14 protein-coding genes are annotated in these 13,985 nt (G+C 63.3%); 3 read left to right on the top strand and 11 right to left on the bottom strand.

Annotated features, from left to right (window positions below):
- Nucleotide 1 precedes the first annotated feature (1 nt).
- Complete coding sequence (gene rsgA, locus ACXIUA_RS02975) at nt 2-1,024, top strand: ribosome small subunit-dependent GTPase A (RefSeq protein ID WP_256000590.1); 1,023 nt, start codon at nt 2-4, stop codon at nt 1,022-1,024.
- Here the strand turns inward: rsgA and ACXIUA_RS02970 are convergent.
- Both ACXIUA_RS02970 and ACXIUA_RS02965 read right to left on the bottom strand, forming a co-directional pair.
- The gene (locus tag ACXIUA_RS02970; protein ID WP_070477723.1) at nt 998-1,492 is read right to left on the bottom strand and encodes a DUF6912 family protein; all 495 of its coding nucleotides are present in this window, start codon (nt 1,490-1,492) and stop codon (nt 998-1,000) included. The genes rsgA and ACXIUA_RS02970 overlap by 27 nt on opposite strands.
- Nucleotides 1,492-1,905 (bottom strand): HAD family hydrolase, encoded by a 414-nt coding sequence (locus ACXIUA_RS02965; protein ID WP_070975921.1) that lies wholly within the window; start codon nt 1,903-1,905, stop codon nt 1,492-1,494. The genes ACXIUA_RS02970 and ACXIUA_RS02965 overlap by 1 nt, the downstream gene beginning before the upstream one ends.
- Before the next feature lie 151 nt (nt 1,906-2,056).
- Here ACXIUA_RS02965 and ACXIUA_RS02960 point away from each other — a divergent pair, with 151 nt between their 5' ends.
- Nucleotides 2,057-2,464: a hypothetical protein gene (locus ACXIUA_RS02960; protein WP_070362944.1), complete on the top strand. Its 408-nt coding sequence runs from the start codon at nt 2,057-2,059 to the stop codon at nt 2,462-2,464.
- Nucleotides 2,465-2,498: 34 nt separating this feature from the next.
- On the opposite strand, the gene secA is transcribed toward ACXIUA_RS02960, so the two are convergent.
- From secA to ACXIUA_RS02920, 8 genes are all read right to left on the bottom strand, one after another.
- On the bottom strand, nt 2,499-5,039 hold the full coding sequence (gene secA / locus ACXIUA_RS02955; protein ID WP_070975919.1) for a preprotein translocase subunit SecA: 2,541 nt from the start codon (nt 5,037-5,039) through the stop codon (nt 2,499-2,501).
- 211 nt (nt 5,040-5,250) lie between these two features.
- Entirely contained in the window at nt 5,251-5,943 is a 693-nt protein-coding gene (gene hpf / locus ACXIUA_RS02950; RefSeq protein WP_070477719.1) for a ribosome hibernation-promoting factor, HPF/YfiA family, read from the bottom strand.
- 129 nt (nt 5,944-6,072) lie between these two features.
- Nucleotides 6,073-6,717: a ComF family protein gene (locus ACXIUA_RS02945; RefSeq protein WP_070477717.1), complete on the bottom strand. Its 645-nt coding sequence runs from the start codon at nt 6,715-6,717 to the stop codon at nt 6,073-6,075.
- A 5-nt stretch (nt 6,718-6,722) separates the two neighbouring features.
- Entirely contained in the window at nt 6,723-8,429 is a 1,707-nt protein-coding gene (gene lpqB / locus ACXIUA_RS02940) for an MtrAB system accessory lipoprotein LpqB (RefSeq protein ID WP_457976086.1), read from the bottom strand.
- Entirely contained in the window at nt 8,419-10,053 is a 1,635-nt protein-coding gene (gene mtrB / locus ACXIUA_RS02935) for an MtrAB system histidine kinase MtrB (RefSeq protein WP_421629020.1), read from the bottom strand. The genes lpqB and mtrB overlap by 11 nt, the downstream gene beginning before the upstream one ends.
- 9 nt (nt 10,054-10,062) lie before the next feature.
- Entirely contained in the window at nt 10,063-10,734 is a 672-nt protein-coding gene (gene mtrA, locus ACXIUA_RS02930) for an MtrAB system response regulator MtrA (RefSeq protein ID WP_070477811.1), read from the bottom strand.
- Nucleotides 10,735-10,752: 18 nt separating this feature from the next.
- Complete coding sequence (locus ACXIUA_RS02925; RefSeq protein WP_256000587.1) at nt 10,753-11,358, bottom strand: dTMP kinase; 606 nt, start codon at nt 11,356-11,358, stop codon at nt 10,753-10,755.
- 29 nt (nt 11,359-11,387) lie between these two features.
- The gene (locus ACXIUA_RS02920; protein WP_070362950.1) at nt 11,388-11,747 is read right to left on the bottom strand and encodes a DUF4259 domain-containing protein; all 360 of its coding nucleotides are present in this window, start codon (nt 11,745-11,747) and stop codon (nt 11,388-11,390) included.
- A gap of 199 nt (nt 11,748-11,946) precedes the next feature.
- Between ACXIUA_RS02920 and ACXIUA_RS02915 the strand changes: the two genes are divergently transcribed.
- Complete coding sequence (locus ACXIUA_RS02915; RefSeq protein WP_457976085.1) at nt 11,947-12,738, top strand: hypothetical protein; 792 nt, start codon at nt 11,947-11,949, stop codon at nt 12,736-12,738.
- Here the strand turns inward: ACXIUA_RS02915 and manA are convergent.
- Nucleotides 12,735-13,919, bottom strand: coding sequence for a mannose-6-phosphate isomerase, class I (manA, locus tag ACXIUA_RS02910; protein WP_457976084.1), 1,185 nt, complete (start codon nt 13,917-13,919; stop codon nt 12,735-12,737). The two genes, ACXIUA_RS02915 and manA, sit on opposite strands and share 4 nt — an antisense overlap.
- Nucleotides 13,920-13,985 lie beyond the last annotated feature (66 nt).

Here is a 13,985-nt window from a genome sequence, read left to right as displayed (position 1 = left end):
CATGGCACGCCGCAAGTTCAGCGATTACGACGAATCCGACGTCCGCGTCCGGCCCGGCCGCGGCTCGCGCCCCCGCACCAAGGACCGCCCCTCCTACGAGGACGCGCTCACCGGGATGGTGGTCACGAAGGATAGGGGGCGCTGGGGTGTCATGCTGGATAACGGCACGCTGGTTGCCTGCATGCGGGCACGCCATCTGAAGCGCACCAGCATCGAGGTCGGCGATCGAGTCAGCGTCGTGGGTGATACCAGCGGGCGCAAGGACACGCTCGCCCGCATCGTGCTGCGCGCCGACCGTACCTCGGTCCTGCGCCGCACCGCGGACGACACCGACCCCTTCGAGCGTGTCGTCGTCGCCAACGCGGAGCTGTTGCTCATCGTGGTCGCCGCCGCCGACCCGCCGCCACGCACCGGGCTTGTAGAGCGCGCGCTCATCGCCGCATTCGTCGGCGGGGTGCGCCCCATTGTCTGCATGACAAAAACGGACCTCGCGCGCCCCGACGAGTTCATCGCAGAAATCGAGGACCTCAACGTCGAAGTCCTCACCGTAGGTATCGACGACCCCCTCGACCAACTCACACAACGCCTCAACGACCACGTATCGGCCTGCGTCGGCCACTCCGGCGTGGGCAAGTCGACGCTGGTCAACCGCCTCGTCCCGGACGCGCAACGCGAAACCGGCGACGTCTCCGGCGTGGGCAAGGGCCGCCACACCTCAACGCAGTCCGTGGCGCTCGAGCTTCCGGGCGGCGGCTGGATCATCGACACACCGGGCATCCGCTCGTTCGGCCTGGCGCACGTCTCCCCCGACCAAGTAATCGACGTCTTCCCCGAGCTCGCCGAGGCAGCCCAGGAATGCCCGCGCGGCTGCACGCATGCCGGCCCGCCCACGGACCCGGAGTGCGCCTGGGACGCCTTCGAGGGAGGGGCGCTGTCGCGCCGCGTCGCCGCCGTGCGACGCCTACTCAGCGCGCTGCGCTCCAACAACGAGTGGGATCTAAAGCAGCTCGACGAGGAACGGTAGCTCGCTGACATCGTAAAACGCCAGGTAATTGTCCTGCGCGTCCCCGACAGCCAGCTCCGCGTCCTCGTCCCCGAGGTCTGCGGCGTCGATGTGTTCGATGGCCTTCGCCGTCGCCGCTTCTGCCTCTGCCAGGTCGATATGGATCGCCGCAACGTCCTCCAACCCCACCGGCCCAGACACCCGCACGACGGAGTCCCCCATGTCGTCGGCCTCCTCGGCGTCCACGTCCGCGGAGATCACCACACGGCGGTGCGGGAACCGATCCTGGTCACCAATCGCCAGCAGACGGATGGAGGCCAGCGCGGCGTCGTCAAACGCTACTGCCTCAATCTCCTCCTCATCGCCGGAGGTGAAGAACTCGCGCAGCGCCGTCGTCGCGGCGAAGCCCCACCCGTTGCGCGGGTGCAGCACCTTGTCTGCGGCGAGTCCCTCCACCATGGAGAACGTCGCGGGGATGTAGACGCGCATTAAAACTCCCCCTCGATATTGAACAGCGTCTGGATCTCCACCGCGGTGCGGTCAAACGCCGTGTGCAAAATCGCGATCATGCCGCACTCGACGGCCGAGCGGACGTTCATGATGTCGTCATCGATCATGACGCAGTCATTGAGCGGAATATCCAGCGCATCCGCCGCGGCCTGGAATGCTGCCGGGGACGGCTTCTCCGCACCAATGTCGCCGGAGAGCACCACCGCGTCCACGACACCGCGGAACTCCCAGTCCCGCACCGCGTCCGCCATTTGGCCCTCGGATTCCTCGTTGGACAAAATGCCTACGGCCTTGTCTTTCTCCTTCACAGCCTCAATCAGCTGCTGCCAGCGGCGCTGGTCCTCCGGGTCCTGGTCCAACACACCTGCGTAGTCAATAATGAGTCCCTGCATTTGGACGCCTCAATTCCTGTACTTCGTTTTCGGTTCTTCTGCAGTGCACACCAAAGTGCGCAAATTCTCCTAGCGCCCACACGGCGCGAACGTGCACAATACTACCTACCAGCACCCCGCACCGTGCACAACGATACGAAAGGACCCCGCCGTGACCTACTACCCCGCCCCTGGCCACCAGCACGTTCAACTGCTCGTTCCCTCCCCGAAGCGCTCCGGACGCGCAGCGGAAACGCGCCGCCGCCAAGCACGGTACTCACCCAGCGACCCTCGCCGCACCGGATCCAACGTCGCCCCGCTCGTGCGCACAGCGCTCGCAGCAAGCTTCGGAGCCACAAACCTCCGTGCACTGCGCGCCGACCGCTTCTCGACGGCCGCCCGCACCAATGTCCGCGCCTACCGGCGCTTCCAGCAGCAACACGCGGGCCCGCCGCGCATCGTGACCTGCCACGCCCGCGACGGCGGCGAGTTCTTCGGCACCGTCGCCACAGGCCAAAAACGGTTCGGGTTCGTGGCAAAAATGGACAACGGCCGGCTGGTGTCCTTCAAAGTTTTGTAAGTGACACCACCCGGCCAGGGCCTACCTGTCGAACTTAGGCCTGCGCAGTCTCCTCCTGCGCGGACTCGAACTGCTTACGCATCATGAAGAGCTGGCGCACCGTCTCTTCCTGGATCGCCTCGTTCATAGCGTTGAACATGTCGCCGCCCTCCTTCTGGTACTCGACCAGCGGGTCGCGCTGCGCCATCGCACGCAGGCCGATGCCCTCCTTGAGGTAATCCATCTCGTAGAGGTGCTCACGCCACTTCGTATCGATGATCGGCAGGATCACCATACGCTCCACGTTGCGCATCTGCTCCTCGCCGCCGATCTCGGCAACGTTCGCCTCGAGCTGATCGTACTGCGCCTGGGCGTCGTCGATGAGTGCCTCGCGCAGCTGCTCAGCGGTGAGCTCGCCCGGCTTGCCGTACTCGTCGCCGTCGATAAGCTCCTGGGCCGTCTTCGACGGGCCGTACAGGGACTCGAGTGCGTGCCAGAGTTCCTGCAGGTCCCAGTCCTCGACGTAGCCCTCCATCGTCGCGCCATCCACGTACGCGCCGACAGTCGAGCTGATCATGCGGCGGACCTGATCCTTGATGTCCTTCGACGCCAAGATCTCCTGGCGCTCACCGTAGACCACCTTGCGCTGCTCGTTGAGCACCTCGTCGTACTTCAGGACGTTCTTACGCATCTCGAAGTTCTGGTTCTCAACCTGCGACTGCGCGCCCTTAATCGCATTCGACACCATCTTCGCCTCAATCGGAACATCGTCCGGAACGTTGAGGCGGTTCATCATGTTTTCCATCGACTGGCCAACGAAGCGAACCATGAGCTCGTCGCGCATCGACAGGTAGAAACGGGTCTCACCCGGGTCACCCTGACGGCCAGAACGGCCACGCAGCTGGTTATCAATGCGACGAGACTCGTGGCGCTCCGTACCGATCACGTACAGGCCACCGGCCTCACGCACTTCGTCGCCGAGCTGCTTCGAGCGCTCCTTCGCCTTCGGCAGCTGCTCGTTCCACGCCTCCTGGTAGCGCTCCTCATCCTCGAACGGGTCGAGGCCCTGCTCCTGCAGCTTCGCATCCAACAGAATTTCCGGGTTGCCACCCAGCACGATATCCGTACCGCGACCAGCCATGTTCGTAGAGACCGTCACCTTCGCCGGCAGACCAGCCTCCGCGATAATGCGGCCTTCTTCCTCGTGGTGCTTCGCGTTGAGCACATTGTGCTTAATGCCCTTGCGCGTCAGCAGCTGCGAGAGGTACTCCGAGCGCTCCACCGAGGTGGTACCGACCAGCACCGGCTGGCCCTTCTCGACGTGCTCCGCAATATCCTCCGCAACAGCGGCGAACTTCGCTTCCTGCGTCTTGTAGATCAGGTCGTCGCGGTCCACGCGCTGGTTCGGGCGGTTCGGTGGAATCTGTACAACGTCCATCTTGTAGATCTGGTGCAGCTCCGCCGCCTCAGTCTCAGCGGTACCGGTCATGCCAGCCAGCTTGTCGTAGAGACGGAAGTAGTTCTGCAGCGTCACCGTCGCCAGCGTCTGGTTCTCGTTCTTGATCTCGACGTTTTCCTTCGCCTCGATCGCCTGGTGCATACCCTCGTTGTAGCGACGGCCCGCCAGCACGCGGCCCGTGAAGCTATCGACGATCATGACCTCACCCTGGCGGATGATGTAGTCCTTATCGCGCTCGAAGAGCTCCTTCGCCTTAATAGCGTTATTCAGGTAGCTCACCAGCTGCGAGTGCTCAGGCGCGTACAGGTTGTCAATGCCCAGCTGGTCCTCGACGAACTCCACGCCTTCCTCGGAGATACCAATGGTGCGCTTACGGTGGTCCACCTCGTAGTGGATGCCCTCGCGCATACGCGGTGCGAGCTGCGCGAACACGGTGTAGAACTGGCTGGAGCCATCAACCGGGCCGGAAATAATCAGCGGGGTACGGGCTTCGTCGATAAGAATCGAGTCAACCTCGTCCACGATGGCGAAGTTGTGGCCGCGCTGCACCATGTCGTTGACCGAACGGGTCATGTTGTCACGCAAGTAGTCGAAGCCGAGTTCGTTATTGGTGCCGTACGTAATCGCCGCGTCGTACGCCTTCTTGCGCTCCTGCGGGCGCATGTCGGACAGGATCACACCAACGTCGAGCCCCAGGAAGTGGTGGACACGACCCATCATCTCGGCGTCACGCTTTGCCAAGTAGTCGTTGACGGTAACAATGTGCACGCCCTTGCCGCTCAAACCATTGAGGTAGGCAGGCAGCACCGAGGTCAGGGTCTTACCTTCACCAGTTTTCATCTCGGCGACGGAACCGAAGTGCAGCGCGGCACCGCCCATGATCTGCACCTTGTAGTGCTTCTGCCCCAGCACGCGCCAGGATGCCTCGCGGGCTGTCGCGAACGCATCGAGCAAAATGTCGTCGAGCGAAGCGCCGTCGGCAATCTTTTGCTTAAACTCTTCCGTTTTGGCCTTCAACTCGTCATCTGTGAGTGCCGCGTACTCCTCATCGAGATCCATGACTTGATCAGCGATCTTCGAGAGGCGTTTTACCATACGCCCTTCACCCGCACGCAGCAGTTTCGACAGTCCAAACACGTTTCTAGAATCCTTCAAAAGTTAGAAAAACAAAGCGATCACGCCAGCTCTACGCGCTGCTTTTATGTACCAATCGGCCATTGTACGCACGCGTCAACGAAAACAGGCAATCACAACTGGTGGAATCAATAAGAAAAGAATGTGAAAACGCCGCCCGCCCGTACAAGCTTTTTGCTTACACAAGCAGGCGACGAATCATACAGTGACGACGCTACTTCTCGTCGTTTGCCTTGACCTCATCTTCTGGAGCCAGGGTGATCAGACCGTAGTCGTATGCGTGGCGGCGGTAGACCACTGCTGGACGCTTCGACTCTTCATCGATGAAGAGGTAGAAGTCGTGGCCAACCAGCTCCATCTCGGAGAGCGCCTCATCGACGCTGATCGGGGTATCCGGGTGCAGCTTGCGACGCACAACCTGGCCGAGCGGGGCATCCTCAAAGGTGCCAGCGTACGGGTCAGTGTCGTACTGGCCCTCCGCTTGCTTTGCGCGAGCATCCTCTGCCTCGTGCGCAAGCTCAGCTGCGATTTCGCCGGTGGACTTCGGTGCGCGGTGGCCGGAACGAGCAATCTCGCGGCGGACCTTCACCTTACGCAAGGAGCGCTCCAGCTTACCCAGCGCGGATTCAAGCGCTGCGTAGAAGCTGTCTTCCTTGGCTTCCGCACGTGCCAGGTGGCCCTTGCCGGTCGCAGTAATCTGCACGCGCTGTGCCTGTGCCTCACGACGAGGGTTCGGCTCGTGCTGCAGCTCAACATGGAAGAACGTCAACGTTGGATCAAGCTTCTCAATCTTGGCGAGCTTGGTGTTGACGCGCTCTTGGAAATGCTCTGGGACCTCGACGTTACGGCCAGTAATCGTAACCTGGGCTGCTGGTGCGAATCCGTCGGTGTGCTCTGCAGAAGTCATCTGCTTCCTCCCTAGCGTTGTTGGAACTGGGTCTATCACCACTATACAACTGGTAATAACCAATGGCTACGTATCTGTGTAAAACTCCCTGCCAGTTTGCTACCAGCGAACACCATGCGTGCTGCGCGGCTAGGCGGCGCACACGGCAACGCAGCTGACCACGTCAAACCCGTGCGCGAGCAGCACTTCTACGCTGGTCTGAAGCGTGGCGCCGGTGGTCACGACATCGTCGACAACAATGACGGGGCCAGCGCCGGTGCCCGTGTGCAGCGCCTCCCACCCGCGGCGCATCCGCACCGCGCCGGCCAAGTTGGACCGGCGGTGCGCCGCGTCCAACTCCGACTGGTCAGTCGTTGATTCCGCGAGCTCCAACACGTCCACCACCTTGCGCCCCGAACGCTTACAGATCACGCTCACCGGGTCCCCGCCGCGCTCCCTTGCCGAGGCCGCGCGCGTCGGCGCAGGGACCAGCAGCGCGTCCGGGTGAATCTCACCGCGAACCTCAAGAAAGGTCAGCGCCGCGTCCAGCACCGCCCCGACATGCTTGCGCACAGCCAAATTCCTGCGCTCCTTCATCGCGAGCACTACCCCACGGTGCGCGCCGCCGTACGGCCCGAGCGCGAACACCGGCACGTGCGGCAAGTGCTGCGGCGACACCCGGCGCGGCAGTGCCGACAGTTCAGTGCGGCAGGCTGGGCACAACACGGAGCCTGGGGTGCCGCACCCAGCGCAGTGGCGCGGTAGGAAGAGTTCACCAACCTCTGCGAGCGTCACGCCGCCTACCTCGCGATGATCGGCAGTGAGCGCACACCCTGCAGGCCAGGCACCTCGCGCCAGATCGGGGTGTCAGCACCACTGACGGGCATTTGCAAAATGGCGTTTGCGTCGGTCGCGTACAGCATGTTTGGCGACGCCGCCACGGCCACCACCGGCGCGGAGATGTTCCCGAGCGACAGCGCGGTGGTCGAGGATCCGTCCTGCTCCACACGCATCACGGGCGACGCCGGGTTCGAGGTGCCAACGATGAGCGAGCCGTCGGGATGCCAGTCCGCGGAGACCACGCTGCCACCGAGCTCGTAGCTGTACTCGAGAACGTTGACAATTGCGCCGGCGCCTGCGGCGCGCTGCTCGATGATGCCGGTGTACAGGCGGCCGTCAATCACCATGACGACGCGCGAGCCCGATCTGGAAAGACGCAGCACGGAAATGTTGCCGTCGACATCTTCGGGAAGATCAACGTGCACTTCCTCGGTGGTGACCTCCCCTGTCGCCGAGGATTGCGTGGAGCGCAGGATGTGCTTGCCGTCCGAAACGGTCCACACCGCCTTGCTGTTTGGCTCGAACGATGGGCGCGAGAAGGTCTCTGCCTTCACCACGTCCACGCTGCCGCCGGTGAGCTGCCCGAGGCGCAGCTCGGCGCCTTCGGGGCCGTCGCCGACGTTGAACACCGCGGCCCACTGCCCCTCACCGGAAATGTCGGCGGTGACCACGCTGTGCGTGTTGCCCAGCACGCCGGCAACGGGCTGCGGGCCGCCGCCAGTGATTTGGGAAACGTGGCCGTCGGCGAGCGAGTACAGGGTGCTCTCTCCGACTTGCTCGACGACGGGGCTGACGTCGATGAAGTCGTCGGTGGTCAGTTCGCGGGCGCCAGTGATGAGCGGCTCGCCGTCGGCGAGGAGCGAAAACGGGCCGGTCACGCCTGCGGAGGCGAGCGTCCACACCACCTGTGCGGCGAAGCGGCTGCGCGCGGCCTCGTCCATATTGCCGAGGCCCGCGAAGTGGTAGGCACCGCCCTCGAAACCGGTGTAGCGCACCGTCGATGGCAGCGTCCCCATGATCGCGGGGCGCAGGCGGCTAGCCGGCCCTTCAAGCAGCAGCGAGATCAGCGTGCTGGGTAGGAAATCGCGCGGCGCGTAGACCCAGCGCCGGTCGGTGACCAGCTCCTTGCCGGTCGGATCAAAGAAGTACAGGTTGTAAGGCTGGTATTGGTTGCGCAGTTCGGTGCGCTCCATGACCACGCCGGGTGGCAACGAGGAAATGCGCCACTGGCCGTCGACCTGCTCGAGCTCCAGCGTGGCCTCGTAGGTACCGCGCTCCGGAGTGAACACGCCACCACTTCCGAGCGCGCCGACCACGTTGCCGTGCACCGCAAAACTGCGCTTGTTCCCCGAGCTGCCGGACACCGTATTCAACCCGATCCGGTCGACGATGAGTGTCTGCTCGTTGGCGCTCCACGTGGGCTTCGCGGCCTCAGTGAGGAAGGCGCGCGCCGCTTCGTAGTCGCCGGTTGGGATCGCGGAGGCCGCGTAGAAGTCACGCAGCAAAAGGTCCGGCTCGCGGTCCTTGATCGGGCCGATAATCTCCGACTCCGGCGCTTCCTCCTGGTAGGGCCGGAGCACATGCGGGTCAGTATTCGACGGCAGCGTCGCGCACCCGCCCAAGAGCAGCGTCGTGCTCATCGCTATAGCAAGGTACCTATGCTTCATGCACTTCATCTGGCTGCCTTTCCTCGTCCTGCGTTTCGACGCCCACTTCGACGTCGCCCGCGTCCGCCCCGGGCTCCAGCTCGAGGGGCAGAGGGGACGTCGAAAAGCCTGCCTCCGGATCCAGCGGCAGGACCAGGCGGAACAGCGCACCGACGCCCTCTTCCCCGACGGCTTCCAGCGTGCCGTGATGCAGCTGCGCGTCCTCGCGGGCAATGGCCAGGCCAAGACCGGTGCCACCAGAGTGGCGCTTGCGGGACTTGTCCGCGCGCCAGAAACGGTTGAACACCAGTTCCTCCTGCCCAGGCTTGAGCCCGATGCCGTGGTCCCTGACCGTCACCGCGACGGCACTCTCGTTGGCGCGCAGTGTCACGGTAACCGGCCTGCCCTCCGAGTGGTCAATCGCGTTCGCAATGAGGTTACGCACGATGCGCTCGATCCGGCGGGACTCGCCCAGCATCATCACTGGTTCCTCCGGCATGTCGAAGGAAACTTCCACGCCGAGCTCGTCCGCAAGGTGCTGCGTCTGCTGCCACGCCGACATGATCGGCGACTTCATATCCATCTGCGTGACGGACAAGTCGGCGACGCCGGCGTCGTGGCGGGAAATCTCCAACAGGTCATTGAGCAGGGCCTCGAAGCGGTCCAGCTCGCGAGTCATCAGCTGGGAAGCGCGGCGGGTGCCAGGCTCCAGGGAGTCCTCGTCAGCGGCGATCATATCCGCAGCCATCCGCACCGTGGTCAGCGGCGTACGCAGCTCGTGGGATACGTCGGACGTGAACTGACGCTGCAGGTCGCCGTAGCGCTCAAGGTGATCAATCTGCTGCGACAGCTTGTCCGCCATGTTGTTGAAGGACAGCGCCAGCACCGCCATCTCGTCCTCGCCGTCGACAGGCATGCGCTCGCGCAGGTGGCCCTCAGCAAACCGGCGCGCGGTACGCGACGCCGAGCGCACCGGTGCAACAATCTGCTGCGACGCCAGCCACGCAATGCCCACCAGCAGGACGCTGACGATCACCGTGGCCGTCGCTAAGATGCCCCGCATCAGCGCAAGCGTCGAAGCCTCATTGTCCATGTTCATCACAAGGTAGAGCTGCAGGTGCGGCACATCCGAGGTCGTCGGGGTGCCGATAATCAGGGCATTGTACGACGAGTGGTCGCCGCGCTGCACCGAGGAAAACTGGTAGGCGATATTGCCCTCAGCGACGTATTCCTCCAGCTTGTCAGGGATCTGGTACGACTCCGGCGAGGACGTAACAACCCCGTTCGGGTTCTTCACCACCAGCACAGGCTCATACACAGCAGACGCCTCCGAGTTTTGCTGCGCACGCTGCGTCAGCCCGGCGCGCGCCGAATTCAAGCGGCTCTGCAATGAGGTAGCGGACCCCGAGTTATTAATCTGCTCCTCGACGGTCACGCGCGCACGGTCAATCTCCGCGCTCGCTGCCTCAATCTTGGATGCAGCGATACGCTGGCTCACTACCGACGCCAGCGCAAACCCCAGCACCATCATCACCACGGCGGAAACAATCAACACCGTGCCGACGAAGCGCACCTGCAGCGAAGTGCGCCACGCTTCTACGATCCGGTCCCTGCTACGTTTCAGTACGGCGAACAGGAGCGCCACCTCCCATTCTTACTTCACGGACTTGTAGCCCACACCACGCACAGTCTGGATAATCTCAGGGTGCTCAGGGTCATGCTCAATCTTGGAGCGCAGACGCTGCACATGCACGTTGACCAGGCGGGTATCGGAGTTGTTACGGTAGCCCCACACCGATTCCAGTAGCTCGTCGCGGGAGTGCACTTGGTTTGGTTTCTTCGCCATCTCCAACAGGAGATCAAACTCGAGCGGGGTCAGCGCGATCTCTTCCCCGTTGCGGGTCACCATGTGCTGGGGGACGTCGATTACTAAATCGGCGATCTCGATGACGTCACCCGGCTCCTCATCCGTCCGGCGCAGACGCGCCCGAATGCGGGCGACGAGCTCCTTCGGTTTGAAGGGCTTCGTGATGTAGTCGTCCGCGCCGGACTCGAGGCCGAGCACCACGTCGACGGTGTCCGTCTTCGCGGTGAGCATGACGATCGGCACAGAGGATTCACGGCGAATCGCCTTGCAAATGTCGATGCCGTTCATTCCCGGAAGCATGAGATCCAGCAGGATCAGGTCGGGCTCGTACTCATGGAAGGCCTGGACGGCTTCGGCGCCATCGGTGACGGGGCGGGAGTCAAAGCCTTCGGCCTCCAGCACGATGGTGAGCATCTCGTTGATAGCTGGGTCGTCGTCAACGACCAGGATTTTCGACATGGACATTGGCAGCTCCTCTTAACGCGCGCTTTGTATTGCTTGGATAATAGCCGTGGCATCCGACGTGGAAATCCACCGACTCACCCAGTCAGTCTCCGCGAGCCGATTGTACTGGGCAAACGTCGCGTCCTGCAGCCCGCCGTCGCGCTCGTAGTGGTCGCGGGTGCGCGTCGCGTCCTGAGCTTCTCTGCGCTGCGCGCGCTCCCGCGCAACGCTCGGGGCGGTAGCGACCAGCACCTGCAGGTCGGGCTTCGGCAGCCCAAGCTTTCCGAACTCGAGCTCAGCAACCCACTCCGCCGCGGCATCGTCCCCGGTGCGCGCCGCAGTGTAGGCGGCGTTGGAGGCGACGTAGCGGTCAAGCAACAAGATCCGATCTTGTGTGTCCTGGTACTGCTCAAGCTGCGCCTTGGCACCAAAACGGTCGAGCGCGAACATCGTCGCCATCCCGTAAGCGGAATCCACCAGGTCACCCATCTTGCCGTACAGGGCGTCCTGTGCCAGCTGCGCGTGCAGCGAGTCCTCGTAGCGTGGGAAGGACAGCGTGTCCGCGCCGTATTCCTCCACAATGCGCTTCACGATGGTGTTCTTCCCCGCCCCATCAATGCCTTCGATGGCGATGATCATGCCACAGACCTCCTCACGGCTACTGGCCCCTACGCGAGCGCTTCCAAGAACTGTTCGACGTCCTCGTCCTCTTCATCGCCAACAGCCTCAAGAAGCTCGGCTGCGCTCTCGATGAGCTGCTCGTCGAGCTCACCGCTGTTGCCGCGGATGAAGGGGAAACGCTCCGCGATCTCACCGGCGGAAAACGGCGCGCCGGCCCAGATCGCGGTGATGGTCGCCGCAGCGAGCCCGTTGGTGCGTTCTTCATCTGAGGCGCTGTCCTGGTCAGCGGCTAGCAAGACGGCGTCACGGACAGCTTCCAGAATGTCTTCTTCGTCCAAATCCGCGATTTCGTCGAGAAAATCAATGTTGTCGTCGTTGGAGAAAATCTTCTGGTCCCAGCTGCTCATCAGTGTTACCTTTCAGGTGGGGGCTGTATATACCCTGCAATCTACACGGCACGGCACGCATTGCGAACTCCCCTGCTTCCCACCTGATAACCGCGTGGACACACTCTTTTCAATGTCCGACTTCCGTGCTATAAACATTTCAAGCAACGAAATTGTTATCGTTTTGTAATTCTGGAAATTCTGCGGCGAAGGGCAACGTATGAATCAGACGCAAAGGAGAGTCGCCACGTTCATGGCGCTCGGCATCTGCGTTGCCATCGCAGTGGGAGTCGTGGTCTGGAACGCGTCCTCGCCGGGGCGCTCGAACGCCACCACACAAGCAGGCTTCATTGAGACAACCTCCACCACAACAACTTCTTCCTTATCGACGACCCCTCCGAGCTCTGCACGCTCTTCCCGGGGCGACTCCGCAGCGCTTCACACCGCCGATGCGTACATTGCCACGACTGCGCCGTCTGCCTACAACCTATCCGCGGACCCGCTGGCCCCTGCGCACGCGTTTTCCGGTGCGCCAGCCGTAACGGAGCCGACGAAGCAGTACCGCCCGTCGAACGTGGCCCCGGCCGCGCCTGCGTCGCGCCCAGCTGGTCCCGCCCCAACAGCAGAGCCGCAGCGCCCGAAGCAGCGCTCCCCTCGCCCCGACACGCCGGACGCACCGAACGTTCCAAGTACCACGTCGAGCACCTCGCGGCCACGGGCGACGCAGCAGGCGCCAACCACAATTTCGACGCCAACCACCATTGGCTCGACGCAGCCGTCATCCCCGACGGTGCTGCCATCTGAGCCGACGCAGAAGCTTCCCACCCCCACGACGTCAGCGCTACACCCCGGCGCCGCAGCGACGACATCGCTGCCAGTTAACACACCAACACCAACGAGCGAAGAGTCGGCTCAAGCCTCACAGGAAGACGCATCAACTACTTCCGAAGAGCCAGCCTCCCAAGAAGACGCAGTACCCCCAGCCGCAACTGACGGGCAGGGGCCTGCCTAGACCCGCGCGTAGAAGCACTGCGCGGAGGTACCCTCCGCAACCTCGAAGGTCACAGCCGGGTCGGCGGCTGGGATCCACGCCGCCTGACCAGGCTTCATTACAAAGTCACCAGCGCGCACCGTTCCCTCGGTACACAGGACGATGGCGGGGCCGTCGGTGTCCACGAGCAGCGGATGCTCGGCGTCGATACGGTGGGCGCTCATGATGAAGTCATCCACCGGCAGATGGAAACTCACTTCGTTGTCGCGCTCGGTGGTGTTCGCGAACGGGTCCTCCAACGTGGAGAAGTCCAGCACTTTGACCAGCTCAGGCACGTCCACGTGCTTCGACGTCAGTCCACCTCGAAGCACGTTGTCCGAGTTCGCCATGATCTCCACGCCGAGCCCGGACAGGTACGCGTGCAACTGCCCGGCTTGCAGGAAGAGCGCCTCCCCCGGACGCATCTGTACATAGTTCAGCAGGAGTGCTGCGAGGACACCGACGTCGTTCGGGTACTTGTCGTGGACCCGCAGGAACATCGCAGCCAGCGGACCCGCCACGCCAGCCCCGGCGTTATCCGCGACGCGCTCGGCGGCCGGAACGATAGCGTCAATCAGAGTCTTACGCACGTCCTCGGGCAGGGAGATGAACGTCGTGAATACCGCACGGAGTCCGGCTTCCTCCGAAGTGGCGTCGAGAAGCGAGGCGTAGTGGTCAAGCTCCTCGCAGTTGAGCGCGGCGAAGAACTCGCGAGTCTGCGCAAGCGGGCGGAAACCGGCGAGGGCCTCGAACGGGGTGAGCGCCACGATGAGCTCGGGCTTCGGGTTCGGGTCCTTGTAGTTGCGCGTCGGATCGTCCAGGCGGATGCCTTCTTCTTCCTCGCGCGCGAATCCCGCCTTCGCCTGCGAGCGCGACGGGTGCGCCTGGATACTCAGCGGCTCATCGGCTGCGAGCAGCTTCAGCAGGAACGGCAAATGCGAGCCATAACGGTCCGCGACGCGCTTGCCCAGCGTGCCTTCGGGGTCCGCGGCAATCACGGCGTCGAGGCCCCGGCCTGCGACTTGGGAAGGTGCGGCACTATGGGCGCCGAACCAGAGCTCAGCCTCCGGCGCCTCGCTGGGCACCTGGGTGCCACGCAGCTGCGCAAGCAACGTGTGCGACCCCCACGGGTAGTTCCGCAGAGCCCCCTGTAGGTGCTCCATAAGTGTCTCCTTCGCAAGTTCCGTCAGTTCCGTCGGCATTGAAACGGTTGAAACAACAGCGTTCCA

Source organism: Corynebacterium sp. UMB8791 (assembly GCF_054166365.1).
This window is presented reverse-complemented; position numbering and strand designations above follow the sequence as displayed.

Bases quoted from the DNA above. Each gene is read 5' to 3' on its own strand.
- lpqB (WP_457976086.1), bottom strand. From the start codon at position 8,429: ATGAAGCATAGGTACCTTGCTATAGCGATGAGCACGACGCTGCTCTTG.
- ACXIUA_RS02915 (WP_457976085.1), top strand. From the start codon at position 11,947: ATGAATCAGACGCAAAGGAGAGTCGCCACGTTCATGGCGCTCGGCATC.
- ACXIUA_RS02925 (WP_256000587.1), bottom strand. From the start codon at position 11,358: ATGATCATCGCCATCGAAGGCATTGATGGGGCGGGGAAGAACACCATC.
- ACXIUA_RS02920 (WP_070362950.1), bottom strand. From the start codon at position 11,747: ATGAGCAGCTGGGACCAGAAGATTTTCTCCAACGACGACAACATTGAT.
- ACXIUA_RS02965 (WP_070975921.1), bottom strand. From the start codon at position 1,905: ATGCAGGGACTCATTATTGACTACGCAGGTGTGTTGGACCAGGACCCG.
- manA (WP_457976084.1), bottom strand. From the start codon at position 13,919: ATGGAGCACCTACAGGGGGCTCTGCGGAACTACCCGTGGGGGTCGCAC.
- hpf (WP_070477719.1), bottom strand. From the start codon at position 5,943: ATGACTTCTGCAGAGCACACCGACGGATTCGCACCAGCAGCCCAGGTT.
- ACXIUA_RS02970 (WP_070477723.1), bottom strand. From the start codon at position 1,492: ATGCGCGTCTACATCCCCGCGACGTTCTCCATGGTGGAGGGACTCGCC.
- mtrA (WP_070477811.1), bottom strand. From the start codon at position 10,734: ATGTCGAAAATCCTGGTCGTTGACGACGACCCAGCTATCAACGAGATG.
- rsgA (WP_256000590.1), top strand. From the start codon at position 2: ATGGCACGCCGCAAGTTCAGCGATTACGACGAATCCGACGTCCGCGTC.